The 24,072-nt window shown below is 46.2% G+C and carries 12 protein-coding genes and 2 pseudogenes; 1 reads left to right on the top strand and 13 read right to left on the bottom strand.

Going from position 1 to position 24,072, the window contains the following annotated elements:
- Positions 1-36: 36 nt before the first annotated feature.
- From ACES2C_RS12310 to ACES2C_RS12260, 11 genes and pseudogenes are all read right to left on the bottom strand, one after another.
- Positions 37-1,902 carry a six-hairpin glycosidase gene (locus tag ACES2C_RS12310; protein WP_374163401.1) on the bottom strand — a complete coding sequence of 622 codons (1,866 nt, stop codon included), beginning with the start codon at positions 1,900-1,902 and terminating at the stop codon, positions 37-39.
- 199 nt (positions 1,903-2,101) lie between these two features.
- On the bottom strand, positions 2,102-2,965 hold the full coding sequence (locus ACES2C_RS12305) for a glycoside hydrolase family 43 protein (protein WP_374163400.1): 864 nt from the start codon (positions 2,963-2,965) through the stop codon (positions 2,102-2,104).
- A gap of 85 nt (positions 2,966-3,050) precedes the next feature.
- A complete protein-coding gene (locus ACES2C_RS12300) occupies positions 3,051-3,419 on the bottom strand; it encodes a four helix bundle protein (RefSeq protein ID WP_374163399.1) in 369 nt (122 codons plus the stop codon).
- A 27-nt stretch (positions 3,420-3,446) separates the two neighbouring features.
- Positions 3,447-4,844, bottom strand: coding sequence for a glycoside hydrolase family 140 protein (locus ACES2C_RS12295; protein WP_374163398.1), 1,398 nt, complete (start codon positions 4,842-4,844; stop codon positions 3,447-3,449).
- 21 nt (positions 4,845-4,865) lie between these two features.
- Positions 4,866-8,021 (bottom strand): DUF6298 domain-containing protein, encoded by a 3,156-nt coding sequence (locus tag ACES2C_RS12290; protein ID WP_374163397.1) that lies wholly within the window; start codon positions 8,019-8,021, stop codon positions 4,866-4,868.
- A 411-nt stretch (positions 8,022-8,432) separates the two neighbouring features.
- Complete coding sequence (locus tag ACES2C_RS12285) at positions 8,433-10,076, bottom strand: polysaccharide lyase family 1 protein (RefSeq protein WP_374163396.1); 1,644 nt, start codon at positions 10,074-10,076, stop codon at positions 8,433-8,435.
- Positions 10,077-10,150: 74 nt separating this feature from the next.
- Positions 10,151-11,802, bottom strand: a pseudogene (locus tag ACES2C_RS12280) (polysaccharide lyase family 1 protein).
- 242 nt (positions 11,803-12,044) lie between these two features.
- Positions 12,045-14,039 carry a RagB/SusD family nutrient uptake outer membrane protein gene (locus tag ACES2C_RS12275; RefSeq protein WP_374163395.1) on the bottom strand — a complete coding sequence of 665 codons (1,995 nt, stop codon included), beginning with the start codon at positions 14,037-14,039 and terminating at the stop codon, positions 12,045-12,047.
- Positions 14,040-14,064: 25 nt separating this feature from the next.
- Positions 14,065-17,328 (bottom strand): SusC/RagA family TonB-linked outer membrane protein, encoded by a 3,264-nt coding sequence (locus ACES2C_RS12270; protein WP_374163394.1) that lies wholly within the window; start codon positions 17,326-17,328, stop codon positions 14,065-14,067.
- 376 nt (positions 17,329-17,704) lie between these two features.
- Positions 17,705-18,388: a DUF3826 domain-containing protein gene (locus ACES2C_RS12265; RefSeq protein ID WP_374163393.1), complete on the bottom strand. Its 684-nt coding sequence runs from the start codon at positions 18,386-18,388 to the stop codon at positions 17,705-17,707.
- Positions 18,389-18,411: 23 nt separating this feature from the next.
- Positions 18,412-20,031 carry a fucose isomerase gene (locus ACES2C_RS12260; RefSeq protein WP_374163392.1) on the bottom strand — a complete coding sequence of 540 codons (1,620 nt, stop codon included), beginning with the start codon at positions 20,029-20,031 and terminating at the stop codon, positions 18,412-18,414.
- Positions 20,032-20,317: 286 nt separating this feature from the next.
- Between ACES2C_RS12260 and ACES2C_RS12255 the strand changes: the two genes are divergently transcribed.
- Positions 20,318-21,193, top strand: coding sequence for an AraC family transcriptional regulator (locus ACES2C_RS12255; RefSeq protein WP_374163391.1), 876 nt, complete (start codon positions 20,318-20,320; stop codon positions 21,191-21,193).
- Between the two features lie 114 nt (positions 21,194-21,307).
- On the opposite strand, the gene ACES2C_RS12250 is transcribed toward ACES2C_RS12255, so the two are convergent.
- Both ACES2C_RS12250 and ACES2C_RS12245 read right to left on the bottom strand, forming a co-directional pair.
- On the bottom strand, positions 21,308-22,243 hold the full coding sequence (locus ACES2C_RS12250) for a dihydrodipicolinate synthase family protein (RefSeq protein WP_374163390.1): 936 nt from the start codon (positions 22,241-22,243) through the stop codon (positions 21,308-21,310).
- Positions 22,244-22,296: 53 nt separating this feature from the next.
- Positions 22,297-23,711, bottom strand: a pseudogene (locus tag ACES2C_RS12245) (sodium:solute symporter).
- Positions 23,712-24,072: the final 361 nt, after the last annotated feature.

Raw genomic sequence — 24,072 nt, 5'->3', positions numbered from 1 at the left:
CGCAAAAAAAGAACGTTCCTGACTCTCATGTTCTGCCTACAAGCTTGTCTTAAATGATTTTATATAATAAACGGCCTCAGACACAGCCTCGCCCGCCTTCTCTACATCGAAGTCCTGATCGGTCGGCGTATCCGCGTCCGGGTAACGCCTCACCTCCCCTGTTCTGAACATCACACGCTCCACCGCCGCAACAGGTGCAAAGAAAATCTTCGTTCCTTTGCTCTGGCCATTTACGTAGACAACGTATGACCGGCTCGCAACGTTGTAATCGACTTTAATCTTGTACTCTTGTCCTGCCTGGTACTTGGTGATTCCAGAATTGCGATATCCGGCTTTCGTTTTAAACGAGCTGTCCGCATCAAAAATGAGCCGGATAGCCGGGCTTCCTTTAGCGTCCTGGAACTCGATATGCAGCAGTCCCTTATCGGCCTGCCCGGGCACGATAGCAAATTCGACGCTCCCTTTACGGGTGGCGGGAATCACCCTCTCCGCCTTTGCAAAATCATATCGATCCTTGTCGCGCAAGACAAGCGCTTTAGATCCATCTGCAGTTTTTTCGATCTTCGCAGAGGCCCAAAGTGGACTATAAATATTCCAGTATTTCAGTTCCTCACCTGCCCTCATCGAATTGAAAGACTCATCGATCTGGCCTTCCACTTTTGACACAACCGGCACCGGAACCTTCGCTACCCAGATATCCTCCTTGTTCATGCTGTAGGTCACCCACATATTTTTATCAGGTGGAAGTCCGTTACCTTCGGCGATTCCGCGCACATACTGCGGCCCGTAGGATTTGAAGTTCCCCCCATAACGCATCGTGGAAATCTCACCGTTTACGAGAAGAAGATCTTTGTAGTTCAACCCATCAGCACTTGTCGACACTGCCAGAGGCCAGCGAAACTCGGAAGGATTATAAACGGTAGCAAATCGACCATCAGATGTCCGTTGTCCCCATATTTTCGCATTGCTGTTTACAAACCCGGGCGCGCGCAGCGGACTGTACTCCCAGCTTTTGCCCTCATCCTTTGTGATCGAAGTAAGGGCGTGTTTCCACAAGCCTACCACACGTCCGTCATTCAGATGATAAAAACTGAATGCTTTCACAGGTCGCTGAAGATGGATAAGGGGATCATTCCGGTCTGCTTCCTCTACCCACTGCTGCACCATCAGCGCATTGCCCAACAACTCGTCACACGCCTGCACAAATCCTTTGTCTTTGCTTTTCTTGTAAAAAGGGAAGTCATTCTTCGTTGGCTTCCAGGAAGCATTATTTCTGATGAAGTAAATCGGTCCGAATTTACCTCCCGGCAATACTTCTCTAACCACACGACCGATTCCCTTCCCATCGTTCGGATCGTCCTTCGCATCCAGCGCTATTCCGTAATAGCCCAAAACAAGTAACCTGTTCTTTTTTGAGACGAAGAAGCCCATACGCTGATGCATTATGGCGTACAGATCTTTGGCCACGCCCGGATATCCTTCCTTTACAGTTCCGTCAGGAATTCTGTAGGGAGGAAACACCACTGTCGGATTAGACCACGCATATCCGTCTTTCGAGGTAAGCAGGTAAGTCTGACTCGGAGGAATGTGTTCTCCTACCGGATCACTCAGGTACTCGAGGTAAAAGGTGTTGTTCCAGTAAGCAAGCATCGGCTGATGATTGTAGGTCCAGCTGCTTCCGCCCGCCAGTTCAGGATGCTCTCTGTTTGCCCTGAACACCTGTATATTGTGTACACCAACGGCAGGGCTAAGCTGTCCATGGTGATAATCAACATTAGAAAGGGTAGTACCGGTGTATCGCACGGTATCCTGCGCTGAGGCCCCTGCAGCCATACTGCTGAGCAAGGCAGTAATAATCGCCGCTCTTCCTCGCGCTAATCTCTTTATTTTGAACATATTCATTTCGCTTATTTAATATTCAAAGCTTCCTCAGCCGTCCGTACGCTTCACTGGTCTTTCCATGAGCAAGCATCTAAATAGTTTATATCAATTTTTGAGAGTCCATTTGCGTTATTAAGGCCACAAACAACACTCACTCAAGTTCGTCCCGTTTATACGCGCAGATAGGAGTGTTTCTCCCGCAAGCGTAAGCGCAAAAGTACTATTGCACAGTGACACGCTGCTTACCGCTGCTGATCAGCTGTCTGAGGACACTTTTTGACACTTTAAATATAGTACCATGTTTATGCCCTTCCGGCACATCTACCTCTGCAGAAGCATCCTCAAACTTTTTGAAGTCGTATGTTTTAGCTGCCCCGTACTTTTTGGTGCCGTATGAGTCATAATAGATCAGCCATTCCTTCCCCGGGTGTACAACGGCGGGGCCTTCTGTCAGCTTCGCCGTAAAAGGCTCTGAGACGTTGGTATAGGGGCCCAGCGCACTCGGAGCAAAGGCCACCTTTATATTTCGGTTAGGCCGCGTATTATCCTTCAGTACGAGAACATATTTGCCTTTTGCTTCTTTTAAGATGACACAGTCGATCACGCTGAAACCAGGATCCAGGAACAGTTTCGTTTCACTGAACGTCTTGAAATCGCGCGTGGTCGTGTAATACATACGGTGATTGTTATTCTCATCCTCCTCTCCCTTTGGAAAGCGATGCGGAATGGTAGAGGCCCAGATAATGATGAACTGTTTGCTTTCATCATCGTAAAAAAGCTCCGGAGCCCAAACGTTCACCGTTTCAGGTTCCTTCGCCATTACGTCGATCGACCGCTCCTCCGACCAATGAATGAGGTCTTTCGAGCTTGCATACCCGAATCCCCTGGTCCCTTTCCATCCGGTTGTCCACACAAGGTGAAAAGTACCATCGGGGCCCTTCACAATAGAAGGGTCCCGAATAATCTTTTGCGCACCAACCTTCGGCTTCAGGAATACGCGATTGAGGTCGTGCCATTTATAGCCGTCATAACTGTACAAAAAACGTAGTCCCTCGTCAGCAGGCTCGTGAAATGAGCTGAACATATACACCTCTCGTGAACAGGAGCTCAGGAGACACAGTAAAAGGATATAATAGATTTTACGCACGTTATGGGTTATGAGTTATGAGTTACTTGTTGCTAATATATTTCTCTCTGGTTGTTATAATTGAACTGCGCAGCATTCTAAGCAATCCATCGGCGTTGTCCCGTAGACCTTCATATTGGGGTGACTCAAGATATCCCGATTGGCTTAGCAGATCAAGCCAATAGAGGCTTTCGTCAGTCTCCTTCTGTGCAATACTGAGCTTATGAATAAAATCGGGCTTACTTTCAGCATTTTGAGCCTCGCGTACCAATGCCCCTACAGCCGTACCCGACCTCAACAATTGTTTACTCAATACGAATTCCTTTTCTAATTCGACAAGATATTTGTAAGCTGCTACCACCTCAATCGCAAAATCGAAGCTCTTTTGCTGTAATATGCTTTTACCTGCCATAACTTATAACTTATAACCCATAACTCCTTAAACGCCATCCAATACCAGCACCCAGTCGTTTCCGTCCTTAACTTCGCCCGGAGCGTCAAACTCATGAGTACCCTTATTGTCAAACGTTCCAATCTCCGTTGTCTTGCCATCACGCGGGCTGTACCAGCTCGCTTTCACCTTTTCACCGGTTATTTTGCCCATATTCACTTTTATATTCCTGCCGTTGTAGGTGTAGATGAACGCGTAAGTTTCGCCCCGGGTCCCCGCCAGGTAGTTATATTTCTCACTCTGGTTTGCAATAAGCGACTGATCGGGAACTCTTTCAGTAAACGGTCTTGAAAGCATGAGATTACGCAGATAGATCATTTGCTTTGCTCCGGGAGCATTCAAGGCGTGATCCCAGTACTCGTGTGAGCCGTACGCGCTTGTTTTATCCTTCGCGTTATGCATCTGCATTACGGAGTTGTTTCCATAGGTGTAACCAAATCCTCCAGCGAAAACAGACCAATAGCCGTATCTCCGCACATCACTGTCTGTCCACCTTGGCTGCAGCGTATCATGCAGTCCGTGCGGAATGCCCTCGTAAGACGGTTCCCCGTCAATAGAGGGTTTCACAGGCTTCAATGCAAAGTCTTCCGCAATAAACTTCCAGTTATCCTCTCCATAGTGTCTTTTTTCCTTGGCCGAGGTATCCTGACTGTAAGTCCTGTGACCCGACTGGAACATATTAAAATCAAGCCACTTTTCATTATGAAACCACTCAGAAGATGTCGTACGTCCGCGCGGGTGGAAGGTGATTAAATGATTGGGATCATTTTTACGTAATACGTTTCCAATGGTCTTCCAAACTTCAATAGAGTCGCTTCCCTTGATATCACCGCCGTTCAGCCAGATGATGTTAGGACGATTCTTGTAGCGGTCAGCCAGAAATTTCGCATACACCGCAGCTTGCTTACTGGTGACATATCCGTCCTTTACGTTGTTACCCCAAACGGGCACCATCGCCATGTACAAGCCCTTTTCTGCCGCCTTGTCCACGATGTAGTCAACGTGGTCCCAGAAGTCATATTGTACCGAATCCTTCGGATCGTTACCTGGAGTAACTTTGGGTTTGGACGCATCTTTGTTAACCAAAGCAGTGTCGCCATAGAAGTTCACGGCAGGAACGGTATGCATGACCATCACCTGAATCACGTTAAAGCCCTTTTTACTCCTGTCATCAAGATATTTCTCAGCCTCTTCCCTGTTCAGCTTTCCGAATAAAAGCCAGCCGGTATCGCCGAGCCAGAAAAACGGTTCTCCGTTTTCCTTTATCAGGAACCGTCCGTTCTCAGACACTTTTAGCTTTCCCGTTGTTTGTTCCGCCTTCCTTTCCGTGCTGCAGGCTGTGAATAAAACGGCCAGCAATACGACTAAATAAGTTACCCTCATCATATATTTTATTTCTAACTGTGTTTAAATCCTGGACATCCATAATACCGCATCACCCTGAACCGGCTTCGCCAGGTCGACCGGCTTACCTGCTTTTACAACTGATTCCTTCTGAAGGAGCTTGCCGCTTGACGGACTGATCCAGTGAAGTTTGTAAGAGCCACTGTATTTGCTCAAATCAATCTTGAATACCCCCTCGCCGGTTCCGTAAATGATCAAGCCTTTATCGCCGCCATTCAACAAATACATTCCGGCCTCAGTCGAGACCGACGGCTTCATCTGAGATGCTGCAGCAAGAAAAGCAGGATCAAGCTCAGCAGGCAGTTGAGCAACAGAACCTCCCGCCATAAACGCAGCCCATCCGAAACTATCGTAACTGTCGCCGGAGTACATCACTGCCTTATCAGGGAATTTTTGGTGGTATTCACTTACAGCGCGGTAAACCTGCTCAAAGGAGCTCCTTCTAGGCTTTAGCAGGCGAGCGTGCTGCCTCGGAGCCAGGTTCAGCCCTCCGGCAGGCCCATATGCAGAGCCATCGGCCTGATAATGCCAGTAACGGATATCGATAAGGTTTACCACCTCAGCCCTCTCCTTGTCTGCCAGGATTGCGTCTTGTACATCTTTTGTAGCACTAAGCCCAATGATCACATTTTTTCCATTTTCCTTCTCCCACTCGCGCACTACGTCAATCCAGAATTGCACAAAGTGCAAAGGCCCTGTAAATTCTGCACCGGTGAGCTGAATCACGCCAGTGTTCCCCTTAAAGTTGTCGAGGCACTGGCGGATGTAAGCACGATGCAACGCACGGCGCTCCGGATTGGCTATATCGTAAAACTGCTCAGCCATAAAGATCCTCTTGTCACCTGCGTATGGAGGAGGTTCAGGGAAACCTGTACTGTTAATGTTATTGGCTGTTCTCCACGGAAAATCCGCGTAATGCGCTCCGGCTTCAATAATATTATGCTGGAAATAGTTTTGGTGTACCAGAACCAGCCCCTTTTGGTCGGCAAGGTTAGCAAAGTGACGAAGGCGGCTCCAGTAAAACTGATTGTATTTGGTCAGATCGTACTTGCTAAGACCGTCCCATGCCGTACCTGTGCCGCTTCTGGCGAAAGGCTGTTCAAAAAACGGCGGCCACACCTCTCCATCCATCCTACGGATACGTTCGTGGTCATCACGGCGACGATCGTACCACAGTCCGTAATTGTGCTCAAGTGAAACAATATGCCTGGAAGTCATCCAGTCTGTTACCTCATCCAGATCATCTGTCATACCCAAACCCATACGGCCGGGGACATAGCGTGTCACAGCAGGTTTAGAAGCCTTTAATTCTACCGGCTGCAAACTGCCTCTCCACCAAGGAGATTCATGCCTCGCACCTGTGACCACGGCTGTCCCCCTCACAACCCATCCATTAGCAATATGCATAGCGGGCGCATTTTCCTTTACGGGAGCTACCTTAATTCCAATCTGGTCAATTGATCTTATTCCTTTTGAAGAGGTTATAAGCGGCTGACGATACTCTGCACTGTCAATCCATTCTGAAAGTTGAGGGTGCGGTTTAACTGATAAGGCAGTAAGCTCAGCTGCCACTTCTGCTTTCGGGCTGCTCGAAGCCTCTGTCTGTACCTGAAGCAGGATGGCCCTCTTCGTTGCCTCAGCGCCCAAACGGTCGGTCAGCTGTGCATAGTACAAGCTACGCGGCTGAATATGCTCGTTCGACATGTTCCAGTAACCATTCCCCTGGAATTGAGCCCAGCAACCAAAAGCCCAATTATTTGCAGTTGGAGGTGCATAACAATCAATGCGTGAAGCTGAACATTGCCAGAACACGCTGTTGGCGGCGCTCCACCCTGCACCCTGAGCGTCCTGCCCCCTGTTTAGATAACTGAGTGCCTGTCCGTCAATGTTCACTACGTCGAATAATACACCCGAAGCCCAGCTGTCAATGGTCCCGCTGAAGCTGAAAGGCAGATTTGACTCACATTGAACAAATACATTGGGACCTGTAGCACAATAGCCGACAGCAAAATCATGGTAGCCGTTCTCTGCATAACACCGCTGAAACAGCGTCTGCTGCCCCAGGGTATAATATGTATAACGCCTTTGTCCGCCAATCTCAGAAACAGGAGCGAGCGACTTACAATCCTCTACCGTCACCTTACTGGCGCTCTCCAGCACCGCTACTGCAGACCCCGCGAAATGCTCAAAAGTAACACGTCTGACCCATGAATTTGCAGCATTTTCAATTGTTACCGCCATCCAGCTGTGGTCTTCATCTTTAGGATTATTTTTATTGAATTCGGAAACACATCTGAGATTTTCGACGCCGCACTGACTGATCAGCCCATTCCATTCCAGTTTACTAACAGTTCCTCCCCCGAAATTCTCGTCCAGAGCGGTGGTAAGCGGAGCGTCGAGCGTCAAGCTATTCCCGTTCACAGCCATAATTGTCCTGTCCCAATACATATCGCGCTCGCCGGGCTTCCATCCAAGTGCCGTAATTCCACCTCCAAAGTGGTAAGTACCAATCGTCTCGATCCACTTCTGGGTGCAGGGGCGATAAACCTTTATACGATCTCCAACCTTGAACCGTTTCCCGTCGGCAACTCCAAGTTTAAAGGAATTAACCGGCACATATGAGTTCGTGATCGTAACAGCCGGACCTTCTTTGCGGTCATTTACTCCCACTATCCTGATCAGCGTCTCTCTTTCCCTGCCCTTTGAGTATAAGAGGGTTCCGCCTTCTCCCATCCCGCTTCCGCGCAATACAACTCCCGAGCTCTTAATCTTTAAGCTTCCCTCTACTTCATAGGTTCCCTTATCGAGCAAAACCGCTCCCTTTATTCCATCCTTACCAGCAGGCAAAGATGCTACATAGTCAAGAGCAGCTTGAATCCTCACTGTCGCATCTCCCTTTTTCAGGGGGACAAACACCCGCACAGGAATAACCGGAATGGCTTTATCGCCTCCCATATAACCGGCGTAAGAAAAGTCAGGAATCCTGTTACCAAGAGAATCAGGTGTATAAGAAAGTCTTCCGTCTTCGCCTGTTGCAACCGGAACTGCTGGTTTTACCACCTTCTTTTTCTGCGCCTCAGCAGAAGAAGAAGCCAGAATACCTATCGCAACCAAGGAAGAAAGCAAAAACTTATTCAGGTGTAATTTACCTTTGAACATTCGTTTAATTTATCTAGTGTGTGAGATTTTTATCCTAATTGGTTGTAAGAATTCGGCGTTTAGCCCGGTGGAAAACAAATCTCAGAAAACAAAAGTAGACGGTGTCATTCGTGCATTTATATACCATTTTCTCAATGTTTTGTAGCATCTTGACATGAAGGATTCGTATTCTTCCTAAACATACAAAAAACAAGCAAAAGCGTGTGGCTATCCGGCTCTGCCGCCTTGAGAACTTTTTCTTCCCCATCGCCTCCGTAAGAGTTGAGCTTGTCAAATTTAGAAAATTAAAGCCGTTCACTGTTAAACACGGATCGTCATACCTCTGCGGATTAAGACAAAAAAAGGAGACCGCTTGGCCTCCTTTTACAAACTCTAAAATGAAACAACGGCGCATGCAGCACCCTACAGCAATTACTTATTAACTGCAATTACTGTGTTAAAAGGAACAACACTGTTTAACCAGGCTTCAATATTTGTGTATCCGTCCTTGCGGTACTTAGACGCGTCTGACGGATCTTTCGGGTTCAGGTTATTTTTTATTTCCCAGGCATCAGGCATTCCATCCTGATCGGTGTCTTTGTATGGGTTTCCTTTATATTCCGGATACCCTCCAACCTGGCTTACATCTGTAATTATTCCTTGTTTATAGGAATCCTCGGGAAGACGTCTTTTGATAAACTTATCTCCGACATGCGTCTTTCCGCCTTCCTTATAAAAAATCTTTCCCGTTGCTACCTGTTTTACCACTCTTGTGTCTACAGGGTCACGTTTAGGCAGGGAAGCTCCCACGTTAGCCAAAACGTAATTGTACGCTTCCTTTGCGGACATTATACCGATCTTAGGCATGGGGAAAGCCGAATCAGCTTTGATCTGCGATAAGATAGATGCTTCATCGGGAACGCCTTCCAGTTGAACGCCGCCGGCCCAGTTGTCCCGGGTAACCTTTTCATTTCCATCTATTACATTTCCGTTCACGTAGGCCTTGCCAAACCGGTACTTATTACCCTTATCACGTCCTGACTCGGGTTTCAATATCCGGTAACTGATCGGCTTATCTAAAGGAGTAATCGGTCCCGGCTTGTAATAGTTGTTAATAAAGTTATAAAGTGAGCGGTGGTCTCCTCCGTCTGCACTTCGATTCCACCAGTTGAAGATTACATTGTTGACGAAATTAAAGTCGCCATACATTCCTACTGAAGGATTCCGGCTGATATTACATGCCCAGAGGTTGCGCATAAACGTACTGTTCAAGCCTCCGATGGTACTGCCAAAAGCGTGATTATATGCGTCGAGTGCCTCAGAGAAGATCGAATTCTGGATGGTAACATTTACAGTAGGAAGCTTTTCCTTCTTGTATTCCATTCCATCGTCGTACACATGGCGGTAGATCGACATGTTCTCGTCGAGCCCCCAGCTGGCAGAAACATGATCGATCATAATATTTCCGACAGGGTTCCCGCCTATTGCATCATCTCTTCTTCCTACCTCAGTAGCACCACGGCGGAAACGCATGTAACGGATCACTACATCATGCGTATTGATCCAGACGGACTCACCCGCTATACAAACGCCGTCGCCAGGAGCAGTCTGACCAGCAATAGTTACGTAGGGCGCACGAATAATTACGGGGCTTTTGAGCCGGATAATACCAGCTACATTAAACACAATGATCCGTGCTCCACCCTGCTCACAAGCAGCTCTGAATGAACCAGGACCGCTGTCGGCAAGGTTAGTCACGACGATTACTTTTCCTCCGCGACCACCAAAAGAATAGGCCCCTCCCCCTTCAGCGCCGGGGAATGCCGGAATCTTCGCTTGCAAAAGGTCGGTCGGTTTGCCAGCCCATGGCACAAAGGGCTTTCCGCTTTGTGCTTCCTTCTGCACAATCGGCAAAGCTTTTTCCCACGCCACATCCGATCTCTTTTCTGCTTCTGCTAATGCAGAATCGGCTTTTGCCTGCACAGCCGGAGGAATTACAGGATATTGAGCTGAAGCAGTTCCGGCATAACCAAGAAGCGCTGCAGCGCATAAAATAATTTGATGGTTCCTTTTCATTTTTAACCGAAAAAAGCCGGCAGCAGGGTGAACTCTGCTACCGACACGTTATATATGAACTTCTGACTAATGAGCTATTTTACGTTTGGTTTCACTGTATCAACAGAAACCAGACTGTTCAGATAATTTTCGATGTTGGTGTAGCCGTTGCTGGCATATTTTGCTGAATCTGATCCGTCTTTGGGATTCAGTCCATTCTTTGTTTCCCATTCATCAGGAATACCGTCGTTGTCTGAGTCCTTGTAAGGCGAGCCCTTATACTGTGGATAACCGCCCACCTGATTAATGTCGGTGATGATACCCCCTTATAGGAGTCGATCGGTAAACGACGATGCTTAAACTGCGTGCCTGGAAGCTTCACATTCTTCAGGTAGTTGATCTTACCGGTACGTACCTGTTCAATCACACGCGTGTCTACGGGGTCTCTCTTTGGAAGGGTTGCTCCTACATTGGCCAGTACATAATCATAGGCCTTTTCTGTAGGAATAATAGTGATGGGAGCCATCGGATGGGGCTTTGACGAGCGCATCGCTGCAAAGTAAGGCCTGGCTTCCTCGAAGGTCATCGCATCGCCTTTCTTGTTTTCCAGCTGGATTCCGCCATCCCAGTTATCCTTGGTTACCTTTTCATTGCCGGCAATGATATTCCCTTCCACATAGGCTCTACCGAACACCACATAAGGAAGCTTGCTTCTGCCTGACTCGGGTTTGAGGATCCGGTAACTGATCGGCTCATTCAACGGAGTAAGCGGTCCCGGCTTATAATAGTTATTGATGATGTTGAACAGTGCTGTATAGTCGCCGCCGTCGGTTGAGCGGTGCACCCAGTTGAACACCACGTTATTAGCAAAGTTGAACACTCCGTTCCAGCCGATGGATGGGTTACGGGCAGCATTGTCAGCCCACAGGTTACGCATGAACGTACAGTTCTCACCGCCCAGGGTGCTTCCGAAGGCATGGTTCCAGGTATCCAGTGCTTCTGAGAAAATCGAGTTCTGGATGGTGATGTTAGCGGTTCCAAGCTTCACCTCTGCCTTGCCCGTGCTGTCGTTATACATGTGACGGTACATCGACATGTTTTCATCCAGTCCCCAGCTTGCCGATACGTGGTCGATCATGATATTTCCTATCGGGTTGCCACCGATGGCATCGTCTCTGCGGCCTACATAGGTCTCGCCCCTGCGGAAACGCATAAAGCGGATGATCACGTCGTGGGTATTGATCCATACTGACTCCCCTGCCACACAGACTCCGTCGCTAGGAGCCGACTGACCTGCAATGGTGATATAGGGTGCACGGATGATCAGCGGACTCTTCAGACGGATGATCCCCGATACGTTGAAGACAACGGTACGGGCGCCGCCCTGCTCACAAGCCCAGCGCAAACTTCCGGGACCACTGTCGGCCAGACTGGTCACAACCAGCACTTTTCCTCCGCGGCCGCCGAAGGAGAACGCACCACCTCCTTCAGCACCAGGGAAGGCTGCAAGCGATGCCTGTGGCAAATCCGTCGGACGCCCAGCCCATGGAATATAAGGTTTGCCTTCTTTGGCTTCTTTTTCAATAATAACACGCGCTTTCTGCCAGGCGCTGTCTGAACGCCTGTAGCACTCCTGCATGTACTTGTCTGACGCTGCCTTTACATCAGCCGGAATATCCGGATACTGAGCATGCGCTGTACCTATCAGGCCAGCAAGCAATGGGATAATAAACAACCTTCTCTTCATCGTTTAATTTGAACTGTATAATTGACTAAGTGTGTTTCTTCTAAACCTTTACGTGTAAAAATAAGCCAGGCAACAGACTTTGGTTAGAAAGTACTATAATTCAAAGATGCATCAAGAAAAAGCGCCTTTTATATACCATTTTCTCTTGGTATTGTAGGATGTTAGCAAAGGAGAAAGGACTAAAAAAAACGACTGCCCGATACTCTCCGGCAGTCGTTTCTTTATTTTAATTTTAATTTTTATTATTTCAAGGGATCAAAAGTTCCCATACCGTTAAGGCTGTTCCATCCGACTGTTTGCTCTAAGTATGGGGAGCTAGTAAGAACATTTTGATTCAGACCGAAGAAGTAGTACTCTTTATACCAAGTAAACTTCCATCCTGGAGGATTAATAGGATCAACATCATCCTTAACTACCACCTTGAAGTACTTATCGTATAACTCGTCAATAGCAGTATTCTCACGATCTGCTAATGCACCAGAACCAGCAACTAACGGATTGCTTGAACCTGTATAGTCGGTTCCATCCGCTTTCTTCACAACGATCCAGTATCCAGTCCTTCTTGTCCCATTTAGGCCTGTCATATGTAAACGATTTAAAATAGCCTTGCTTTCATCGCTTTCTCCAAAGAGCATCCATCTCCTAAGATCCCAAAAGCGTTTACCTTCATATGCAAACTCAACCTTGCGTTCATTCAAAACTGCTGCAAAAAGATCATCTCGGCTAACAGCGTCACTTAGACCATAGCTTCCGTCTAAGTTTTCGACCCCTGCACGGTCTCTAATAACCTTAATGAGATCCCGTCCCTCCGCCAACTTATCAACTCCAATGGCAGATTCTGCCAAGTTTAAAATCACTTCGGCAAAACGCATTTCCATAAAATCGGTACCGCTAAAGTTGAAGTTTCCGAGGGCATTGGAGGCGTTTGCACTACTTCCTTTACAAATATAGACGCCACTGCTATTGGGATTGGTCTCCGCAAAACCGTCATACCCTGCCGCCGTGGCAGTCTTTTTCCAAACGTAGTTCCATAATCTAAAGTTGACGGTGCCTGCTGTTCCAACATAAGGCCAGGATGCCCCTGTGTAAACAAAGGTTTTGTAAAAACGAGGATCTCGGTTCTTATAAAACTTATTCACATCATAGGCGTATGTAGATTTTCCCGGCATTTTACCATCTTTCATAGGAAAAGACTCAACCATTTCGCGAGTCGGCGAAATTGATCCATTGCCACCGGTGGACCTTGGACGTATTGCTTGTTCCCAGCCATTGTTCTTCTGCGCATTCCCAGTTTGCACATTATTAAAGCCAAAGACTATAACTGCCTCTGGATTATTAGCTACACTCCCTTCTTGCAAAAACATATTGCCCCAGGCTGTTGCATTCGCAAGGGAGCCTGTCCTGTACAGACCAAATCCATTAGCTTCCAGCAAGTTCTTCGCGGCGAGATTCGCCTCATAGGCTTTTTGCCAACGAGATTTATCATCATTTCTGTTAAAGAGCGGGCTGGCCCAGGTCAATAATACTCTCCCCTTCATCGCTGCTGCAGCACCACTAGTAATCCGCCCCCAGTCTGCTCCAGTCCATACGCCGGGCAGTAAGCTCTGAGCCTGATCAAGGTCCGAAATAATCTGGTTAAGGGTTGCCTCAGAGGAACTACGGGCAACTCTACTACTCTCCTCGCCGCTGACTGGAGCTTGAACGTTCAAAATGAGAGGTACACCGCCATAAAGCCTCCATAGCTGAAAATACTGCCAAGCGCGCCAGAAATACAGTTGTCCTTTTAGCTTATTCTTAACATCGTCCGCCATCCCATACTTATCGACTTCAGTTAAGAACAAATTTATTTGCCTTAACCTGGTCCATGTATTGTTCGCAATGCTTGTTCCCATTCTTTGTCCGAAGTATGGATTAGCATGCGCAAACTCATAAGAGATCTTCGGCCAAATTTTATTCCAATTCGTCTCACCTCCCAGCTCTTCAGTCGTTTGTGTAAAATCGTTATTATAAGAACCATTCTCGGTTGCTGACTGGTTGGCCACAAACGACTGTGCATTATTTGCTGGAAGAAATAACCCATAAATATAATCAACATATGCTTGGGCCAAGACCGGCTCTTTGAAAACAGACTCGTCAACAGCACCATAATCCCTCTTCTCCTGCAGAAAGTCATCCTTACAACTGGTAGCCACAGCGATTACAGCTGCCAGCATATATAAATATCTACTAATTCTCATGTCTTTTTATCGTTAATATTGACTATTATAGTGTTAAATTCAGACCAAATGAGTAAGTCTTAAGAGCTGGATATGCATCCCAAGCAACAGATGGATCTTTATAACCGTAAGGATTATATAGATTAAACGGATTTATACCAGTGAAATACAGCCGGGCATTCCCCACATGCATCTTTTCAGTTATCTTTTTCGGAATAGTATACCCTAGGTTTATGCTCGCAATACGCATTCTAAAGGCACTTACTTCCCAGAATTTAGAAGACTTGTCGTAAATCTTGTCCCAGTTTGGATTCGGCATTGAGCCAGATGGGTTTATTACGGGATCGTATACATCTCCCCATATCTCTGGTAGACTGGTAAACACTCTGCTTATGTCATTGTTCAGTTTCTTTCTTTCACCCTTCTCAGACCATCCCCCAAAACTACCGGCAAGAACGCAATCAAAAGTAAACCCTTTGTACCCTGCTTTTAAGGTCATTCCATATCCGTAGTGGTTTTCAGCCTTTTTCTTAAGTTGAATCTGATCATTATCATCTATAATTCCGTCCGGCGCAGCAAAAGTTCCGTCTGACTGCAGAGGTCCGCGGACGTCGCGGTAGTATAGCATCCCTGGCTTGAGATCAGCTACAGAACGGATTGGGACGTCAAAAATGGAAGTTGGATGATAAGTGTCATAATAAGCCTGGATCTCTTCCTGAGATTTAAACATTCCCAAATAATCCCATCCCCATTTGCCAATATCACTAGAAGCACCGGGGTGCTGCTTCCATGGATATTTAACATCAATTGGGTTGAAGTCCCCCTTTACAACTTTGTTATCTCCCCAATTAAAGCGGGCACTAACTCCATAATTAAAATCTCGACCTGCTTTAGCATTCCAGCCTAACTCAATTTCATATCCAAATGCATTTGCCTTACCGTAATTCTCTTGAGCAACAGATCCACCAACGGTTACAGGAACGCTACCAACCCTTTGCACCAATAGGTCAGAAGCATAGTTATAATATCCCTCGATAGTTGCAGAAAGTCTCTCATTAAGGAATCTCGCGTCTATACCGAGGTTATTCTTAAACTCTTGAGTCCAAGTTGCATTAGGATTAGCAGTTACTCCCATCTTTATACTATTGGAGCTATTGCCATTTCCTCCAAACACGGCGCCCTTACCTTCTTCAAGTGTGTAACGATTTTTCCATGCCCATGCAAGAAATGGGTCACTACCTGTTAATCCAGCAGCATATCTAAGTTTAAGGAAATTTATAGCAGGCACTTTAAAGAAGTCTTCTTCTGAAACAACCCATCCAACAGAACCAGAATAAAACTTACCCCAATAATTTTCGGGTGCGAACTTAGTTGATGCATCAGTCCGGAAAAGTAACTCAACAAGGTACTTTTCAGCATAGCGATAATTTACTCGCCCGATATACCCTAGGGCTCCCGACTCATTTCTAAGAGTTCTACCCTCGTATGTGCCGAATGCTGTGTTAAATTGTCCGTTAGTACCTTGGATTGGATCATTTCTCCATACGTCCTCTTGCTTACTGTCAGCTTCGCCTTTCTCTACAGTAAATAACCCCGAAACACTGTGCTTTCCAAATTGCCTATCATAGTTCAGGATGAAGTTCATTTGGGTATTACTGGTATTTAAATTAGAGAAGTAAAGTCGATTTCCATTACTGACCGTAACAGGTGATGACTCAGTAGCATCTTTATAAAGGTGACCATTTCCGCCTACTCCAGTAAACTGGTATATAGTGTACTTCGTTCCAACCTGAGAACCGCGAGAACTTGAGTTATTTCTAGCATACGATCCTTTAGCGACCAAACCTTTTATAAATGGAACTTTATATTCAGCTGACAGATTTACTGTAGAGAACTTGCCTTCCGTTTCAGCGAGATTTCCCAAGCGCTGTAACTCATAAAAATGATACCTAGATAAGTCATTGTTGGTGCCGGGGAGTCTAACCGGCCGTCCGTTTATATAAGGAGGGATATAACGAGGAGTCAGAAGCAGGTTCTTGTAATCGTCTTCTACTCCCTCACCAGAAACCTTGTTAAAAGTTTTCACCTGATCATCGTTATTACCAGATACTTGTAAAGACACCTTTAAATTGGAGGCCACTTCCACATCCGTTCCGGCCCTAAAATTCCACCTGTGGTAGTCAAGTGTTCCCAGATTTCCGTTCTGCTTGGTGTATCCTACACTTCCAAAATATGTCGCTTTTTCCGCTCCGCCGCTTACGCTAATGTTGTGGCGAGTACTGTAGCTTGACGACCACGCATCGTCTAGCCAGTTGTAATTTAGCTTACCAAATGCTTCCAGCTCATCGTCACTAAAGAAAGCATTGCGATAAGCAGTACCATTAGTTGCCGTTTGATTAGCTCCATTAGGCCCATTCATAACATTGAAGTATTGAGCGAACTGATAGGCGCTCATCATCTTTGTTCTATACGCTTCATCATTAATAGCTACTGATCCATTATAAGAGATCCGTGGCTTACCCACTTTGCCTTTCTTCGTCGTTACCAAAACAACGCCCGCTCCACCTCTCACACCATATACAGCTGCAGAAGCGTCCTTCAAAACGGAAATACTTTCGATTTCAGCAGGATCCAAATTATTGAACAAAGTTGCATCCGGCTGATTTTGACCGTCCATTTGAATAACTCCGTCTATAACATATAATGGAGATGATTGCCCAGCTATCGGAGTTCTAACTGTAAGCGTTGCCTTTGCACCAGGCCGCGAGTTTCCTCCACTTACACCAACGCCTTGAAGCCGCCCTGACAAAGCGGCGCCAATGTTTGTTACTGGCAGGTCAGCAACCTCAGCAGCCTTGATATCTACAACAGACCCCGTTAAGTGTGCTCTCTTCTGTACTCCATAGCCTACTACCACAACTTCATCCAGCGCTTTGGAGTCCTCCATCATCTTTACAATAATATTTGTCTTTCCGCCAACACCTACTTCCTGGGACTTGAAGCCAATGTAAGTAATAACAAGGGTCTCGTTTCCTGTTGGCAGGTTCAGTCTGAACACCCCGTTAACGTCGGTGCTCGTTCCAGCGTTAGTTCCTTTGATCTTTACCGAAACGCCGGGTAAAGGCTCGCCCTTGCTGTCGGTAACTGTACCTGTCACATTAACCCTTGCACTGGCCTCTGCCGTAAGACGTGAAATTCCGGGGCTTCCGGCGTATACTGCGCCAGGAACCATTCCGGATAACAATAAGCCGAAGCAAACAACCTTGAGGCCTTTGTTCCGGTAAAATTGCATTTGTAAGTTTTTTTTCATGTTCCTTTTCGTTTACTCTTTTTTTAGTCAGATAACTCCCCGTGCGCCTTATGGGAAGGCACCTTGATAAGGGGCTGACCGGTCTAAATGCGGTCTGTTTTTACTCCTTATTGATTCGCTTCTATGACATACTTTAATTTATTTTACTCGGATGGAATGAAAAACCGACAAGACTAATGCTTGCCAGTTTTCCAAATTTATCGTGGATACTTTTCTATTCTTTCAATCTTTCTTGCCTCTCGTAATCAGTTTAAAAAGTACAATAATTTCGCGTGTTTATACTGGTCAGAAACAGCTGATATCTCAAAAATACCTACAGAATGAACGGTTTTCCTATATCATTTTTTCATGATACTATAGGATCTTACCATCGGCATTATTTCGCTTGCTGACGTTCCTTCAGCTTCTTTTCCCAGATCTCCCGGGCCGTCTTGGTATCAATCCCCTCTGCAACCAGATAATTATTGATCCGGCCCTTGTATTTTCCGAACCACCAATGTTTCTTCTCTGCAGACTCGGCATCGATTGCATGCTCTCTGGCTTCTGTCAGGTATGCCAGGATCTGAGCTTTTTGCTTTTCTGTAAGTGAAGGCAGCATTTCCAAATAACCCTTGTAGGTGATAGGAAGAACGTTAAAGGTCATGCCGTCCTTAACTTTCGCTACCTGTTCTTCATTAAGTTCTTTTGAAAGTTTCGAAATATATTTATCGTGGAGCTTGCTTATCTTCTTGTCCTGCGCTTCTTCCACTTTCTTCATCTTTGCTTCCACTGTAGCCTTGTCATTCCCGGCCTCCTCTTTCAGGCTTCTCACTTTGGCCTTCTTTTCTTCCTGCAGATCGTTTAAACTGCGATACTGATTCGCAATGATATCGCGTACTTTGGCAGCTTTTTCCTGGTCTGCGATACCGAGAGTAACGACGATCTTATCCGCACGCTGTGTGATGACGCGGGTGTACTCCGCCTCCTGATTTTCCGTCTTCTTCTGTTCCTGTGCCTGGAGCCCGGAAACTCCTGACGTGATTAACAATGCAACCGCAACAGTCCTTAACCAATTGTTCATTATGTGTGTTATGTGTAGTTTAATTATTGTAGTCTCACGTTGCCGCAAAAGTGCACTTCTATACCTAGTTCTGCAAGAGCTGCAGCTTTTATGCGACATGCCTGCTCTGCCTTCTCTTTATCGGGTGTATAAACGACCTGTATATGGTTCGCCTTGTGACGGGCCATCATCTGATCTCTCGTCACCCCGTCGAGCACTGCGTGCATAATCGGCCACTGAGGGTTGGTCTCCTTCCATCTTCTCTCGGTCTCTTCTTCCGGAAGATAAACACACTCGCCTACCCCAAGGTCACAGTGCAGCTTGTTGTCCATCACGAATACCCTGCTCCACACGATTGCACCTGGTTTACTTACTCCTCTCAGTGTCCCCCCGCCAAACGGGAAGAACATCGGAGGTTGTCTTAAACTCTGCGCTCCTTTATAAGCGCCAATAAAATGCGAAGCTGGCGCAGCTCCGGAAATGAGAAACACCCATACAAAATCATCTACGCCTTCTCCCTTGAAGTGCTGCCCCCAGCGGAGGTCGTGCAGCGTATTATCCCCTTCAAGTCCCAGTTCGTTCCAAAGCTGATAAGTGAGAAGCCCGTCTATACCGGCACATTCATCTACTTCGTTGAAGTGGGGAAGCGCTTTACCTGCGTATAACTCCCGTCCATCTTCTGAAAAAACCGGAGGACGCTCCGTCGTATTCAACAAACCTTCAGTAAGGTCACTTGCAGCTGCAAGGTCCTTTAAGCCCTGCTGATATTGAATTCCGATTGTATCACAACCGAAGTTGTCGGCAATCCGCAAAGCAGCAATATACATCTTACACTGTTCAAGGGTCTGCTCACGGGTCAGCTCGGTTTTGGGATCCGTTCCCCAGTTGAAGGTCATTCCCCGCTCCAGCATCCAGGCAAGTACAGCTTCTGCCTCCTCGTCTTTCACTGTCCGCATCGCAGCATAGAGTGCCGACTGGCTCAGGCGCTCCTTAAATATTCCTGTAGCGTGCAGAAGATCATCGGGAACGATTGCATTAAACATGCCCATACAACCTTCATCAAATACGCCCATTATTGCCTTTTTGTCCCTGAATGCACGCGCAAATGCTCTTCCCTTCTGTTCATCAGCCTGTGGGATTTTTACCAGATCGAAATCTTTCACATGACCCTGGTCATGCCGGATATTGCCTGTTGACAGCCACTCACTCAACCCTTCTACGAAAAACGCGTCGTCGAAGTTCTCGCTCCATAACGTGCTATATTTTACTCCGGCCTTTGTAAGGGAACCATTGAGATTAAGCATACCCACAAGCCCAGGCCACATGCCACTCCAGTTCGCTATTGTCAAAATAGGACCTTTATGGGTAGTAAGTCCTGCCAGCACGTGGTGTGAGTACTGCCATACACTCTCAGCAACAATTAAAGGCTGAGCAGGGTCAATATTTCTGAACACCTCCATGCCCATTTTCTGAGAATCAATAAAGCCATGCTTCTTCTCTTCGTTATATGCGTGAGCACGCTTCACTTTCCAGCCCTGCTTCTCTATAGCAGCGGCCAAAGCCTTTTCCATAGCGTCCTGAGTAGCCCAGCAATCCTGATTAGCAGAAATACGGAGGTCTCCGCTTGCTATTAATACGACTTCTTTTATTTTTCCTTCCAACATTGTATAATAACTTGAAAAATTCGCGTTTAAAGCAGGTTCCTGACAATTGACGTTGAGAACGATGATTGCAGATCTCCTCCAGTTTAACAGGCCGGCTTGTACTGCCGATAGTTTTTAGTTTATAATAAAATCCCGATATAATTCGGGAAGGAAAACCGAACAAATATGCATTCATCTGTCATATTATTGTTGCATGTTGTTATCCTATTTTTGTACGATGTTAACATTGCGATAATCGATTTTTCGTAAATTTGAAGCTTGATTAGTTGTATAGATAGAACTGTGAATGAAACCCTTATTTCATAAAGTACCACTCAAGCTGCAAAACTCGTTTAGCATCAGGCATGATAGGGCCTCTAACTTTGGTACTATCTGGCATTATCATCCCGAACTTGAGATACAGTACGTGATTAAGGGCGAAGGCGTGAGGTTTATTGGGGATAATATCAGCAATTTTTCATCAGGAGAACTAATTCTTCTCGGGGAGAACCTTCCCCATACCTGGAGATGCAACGAAGATTACTTTCAGCCCGAGTCCGAACTTGAGGTCGAAGCAATCGTCATTCATTTCCTGCCCGACTGCCTCGGCAAAGACTTCCTTAACCTGCCCGAAGCCTACCTGATCCCCAAGCTATTCGAGAAGGCCAGACAGGGCATGGTGATACAGGGGGGCACAAAAGAAAAATTAAGCGAGCTCCTGTTTGCGGCTGTTCACGCTACAAATCTTGAACGGATCATCATTCTGCTGTCAATCCTGAAAACATTGGCTGAAACCACGGAATATTCTACAATCGCGACAAGTCAGCATACCTTTGCACAGTCCACCGAAACCGATAATATCAGGCTTAATAAAGTTTATAACTATACGCTTTCCAATTATAAGAAAGAGATCAGCCTGGAAGAAATTTCGTCGCTCAGTAACCTGAGCGTCACTTCATTTTGCAGGTACTTCAAGCTGATGACCAAGAAAACGTACTATGATTTTCTAATTGAGATCCGCATCAGCCATGCGTGTCGCGCTCTTATTGAGGATAAGCTGCCTACGGAGGTGATCTGCTTTGAATGCGGCTTTAATAACGTTTCAAACTTCTACCGCCACTTCAAGAAAGTAACCGGAATGACTCCCTTGGATTACAAGAGAACCTACCTCAATAAGTTGTGAGTTGTGAGTTCTGAGTTCTGAGTTGTAAGTTGCAGGTCGTGGGTAGACACACCGCTCACAACACACCGCTCACAACACAGCACTCACAACCCGCAACCCACAACCCAGAACTCATTAGAACTCGTATTTGAGATCCAATTCCTCCTGAAGACTGGTATACTTGGTGAACAGCATTTCTATTTCCTTAGTAATCGACTGCGTAAAGTCGCCTACCTTTCTGCGTGTGAACGTTGAGATATTCAAGCCGCGCTTCTGCAGAAAGTACTTCGAAACCACAGGGTACACGTTGTGCATCACGTCCATGTTATCAATCAAAAACTGTTGTACTTTTTGAACCTCCTGCTGTAAGGATGCATCGTTGTAGTTGTCGCAAAGCCAGACAATAAGCTCCGGGAAGTAGTTGCCCTGAATACATGACAAGCCCGCTGAACCGGCTTTTAGCGATTCAACCGCGTGCACCATATATGCATCATATAGGCCGAATGCGCTGAATCCCTCTGTCGCCTTTAGCTTTTCCTTGATCTGGTCAATGTCAAGACAAGTGTCTTTGTGGTAGATCACCCTGCCGGTCTTCACAAAAGAAGCAAGCTGATCAGCAGACAGCACTCTCTTGTATGGTACCGGGCATTCATAAAATCCGAGAGGAATACCAGGAGTAAGATCAAGCAGTTTAAACACCCTGTCATTAAATACCGCATCTGTTTCATTCTCTTCAGCCAGCAGACTGCTGATCATGATAACCGCATCAGTACCGGTATCGTGTACTCGTTTAACAAAGTCGGCCTGTTTATTGATCTCGCCTCCAAAAGTACCGGTAGCTACTACAGGCACCTTCCCATTAACCACTTTTATAACGTGCTGAATAGCTTCAAGTCTTTCCTTATCAGTGAGCTCAAACATTTCGCTTGAGAGGCAGTTAGCAAAAAGTCCCGCAGCACCAGCTTCAAGATATATCTCTGTTAATTCTGTTAAAACGTTATAATCAATTTCCCCATTATCCTTGAACGGCGTTAACATTACCGGAATAAATCCCTTCTTATTATTTTCCATTGTTATATATATGTCTAAATTTTCCTCTCCTATTCCGGTAAGCTCTCGTCGGTTTACGCCGGCTGTTTGTCCCGCTTCAATCGCGTGAGGATAACGCCGATCAGAAAGATCGTCAGTGTTCCCACCACGATGACCATGTTGATATGTAGCGGATTTCTCAGATAACCATACTCATCGGGAATGCTTCCCGAAAACGTCATCCAGATAATCACCAGAATTCCAATTATTGTTGCAATCAATGCTTCATGATTTCCGCTTCTTCTGCTAATCATGCCAAGCAAAAAGAGTCCGAGCATTCCGGCTGCGAAAATTCCCGACAAGGTCCACCAGATATCGAGCACGCTCTTCACTCCAATCATTGCAATACCGGTTCCCATTCCCAGCAGACCGAATACCACGGTAGCTAGGTGTAAAAGCTTTAATGTTTGCTTCTCGTTGATGCTGTTGTTGAAGTATCTTTTATAAATATCTACAGAAAAGACGGTGGCCGAAGCATTCATCCCCGAACTGATCGTGCTCATTGCTGCAGACAGAATTGCAGACACGATCAAGCCAACCAGGCCTGCAGGAATCTTTGTTACCATAAAATGCGGCATTACTTTGTCGCCATAGTCCGATGGTTTAAGTGATGCTGCAAGCTGTCTGATCTGTTCATGGGTAGCGCCTACTGGCAGACGCTCTGCGGCCACCTGTTGTCTGATTCCCTCTACCAGTTCAGGATGCGCCTGGTAATAGGCAAACAGGCAGGAACCGATGATAAAGAACAAAAGTGAGGCGGGTACATATAACCAAACACATAGCCATATTGATTTAGACGCCTGTTCCGCCGACTTGGCAGTGTGGTACCTCTGAACGTAATTCTGATCCATTCCGAAATTATTGAGATTGATAAAGAACCCGTAAAGAAGGATTACCCAAAATGATGAAGTCGTCAAATCTGGAGCGAAGCTGCCCAGACTGAATTTATCGTTTGCCTGTCCGATCTCGATGATCTTTGAGACCCCTCCTGGCATGCCTGCTACAATCAGATACAGGATCAGCATGGCGCCCAGCGTCTTGATCACACCCTGCACTACTTCAGTCCAAATGACGGCCTCAATCCCCCCATCACCGTGTAGATGATGATACATATGCCCATAACCAACATGATGGAAGACATGGAATATCCTGTCAAGGCCTGAAGGCTTAGTGCGATGCCAAAAAAGACAGAGCCCATTCTGGCGAGCTGCGTTAAGAGGAAACATACTACCGCGTAGGTTCGCGCCCAGGGTCCAAAGCGATGCTCAAAATGTGTATAGGCCGAAATTTCTCCCGTACTTCTGTAGAACGGCACGAAATACTTCGACGCTACCCATGCAGCGAACGGCATGGATATGCTAAACACAAATGAGTTCCAGTTAGAACCAAAAGCTTTTCCCGGTACACCCAGAAATGTATTACTGCTTAAGAAAGTAGCATAAATGGACATTCCGATGGCCCAGCCCGGTATAAGTCCCGATGCTTTTGTGAATTGTTCAGCATTGTTATTTTTCCGTGAAAAATAAATGCCGACGAGGATCATCCCCAGAAGATAAATTGCTATAACAGCAAGGTCGAAAATTGGAAGGCTCTTCATATTAATCGTCAAATAAATCAGATTTATTTGATCCGTTCAAATTCGTTAGTTTTAACAGTTATAGCAATGATCATTACTGCAAAACTACCTTTGGATCATGCACTAATCATATAGTATTTTTTCCAGCTATTATAGAATATTAGCATGAAGTAACAAGATTGTTGTCGAGGAAAATAGCATGCTCTAAAGGCACACGTGAAACGCCTGCCTTTAA

It is taken from the genome of Arcticibacter sp. MXS-1, from assembly GCF_041902385.1.
GTDB lineage: Bacteria > Bacteroidota > Bacteroidia > Sphingobacteriales > Sphingobacteriaceae > Arcticibacter.
Note: the sequence above shows the minus strand (reverse complement) of the source record. Positions and strands in the feature narration are given on the sequence as shown.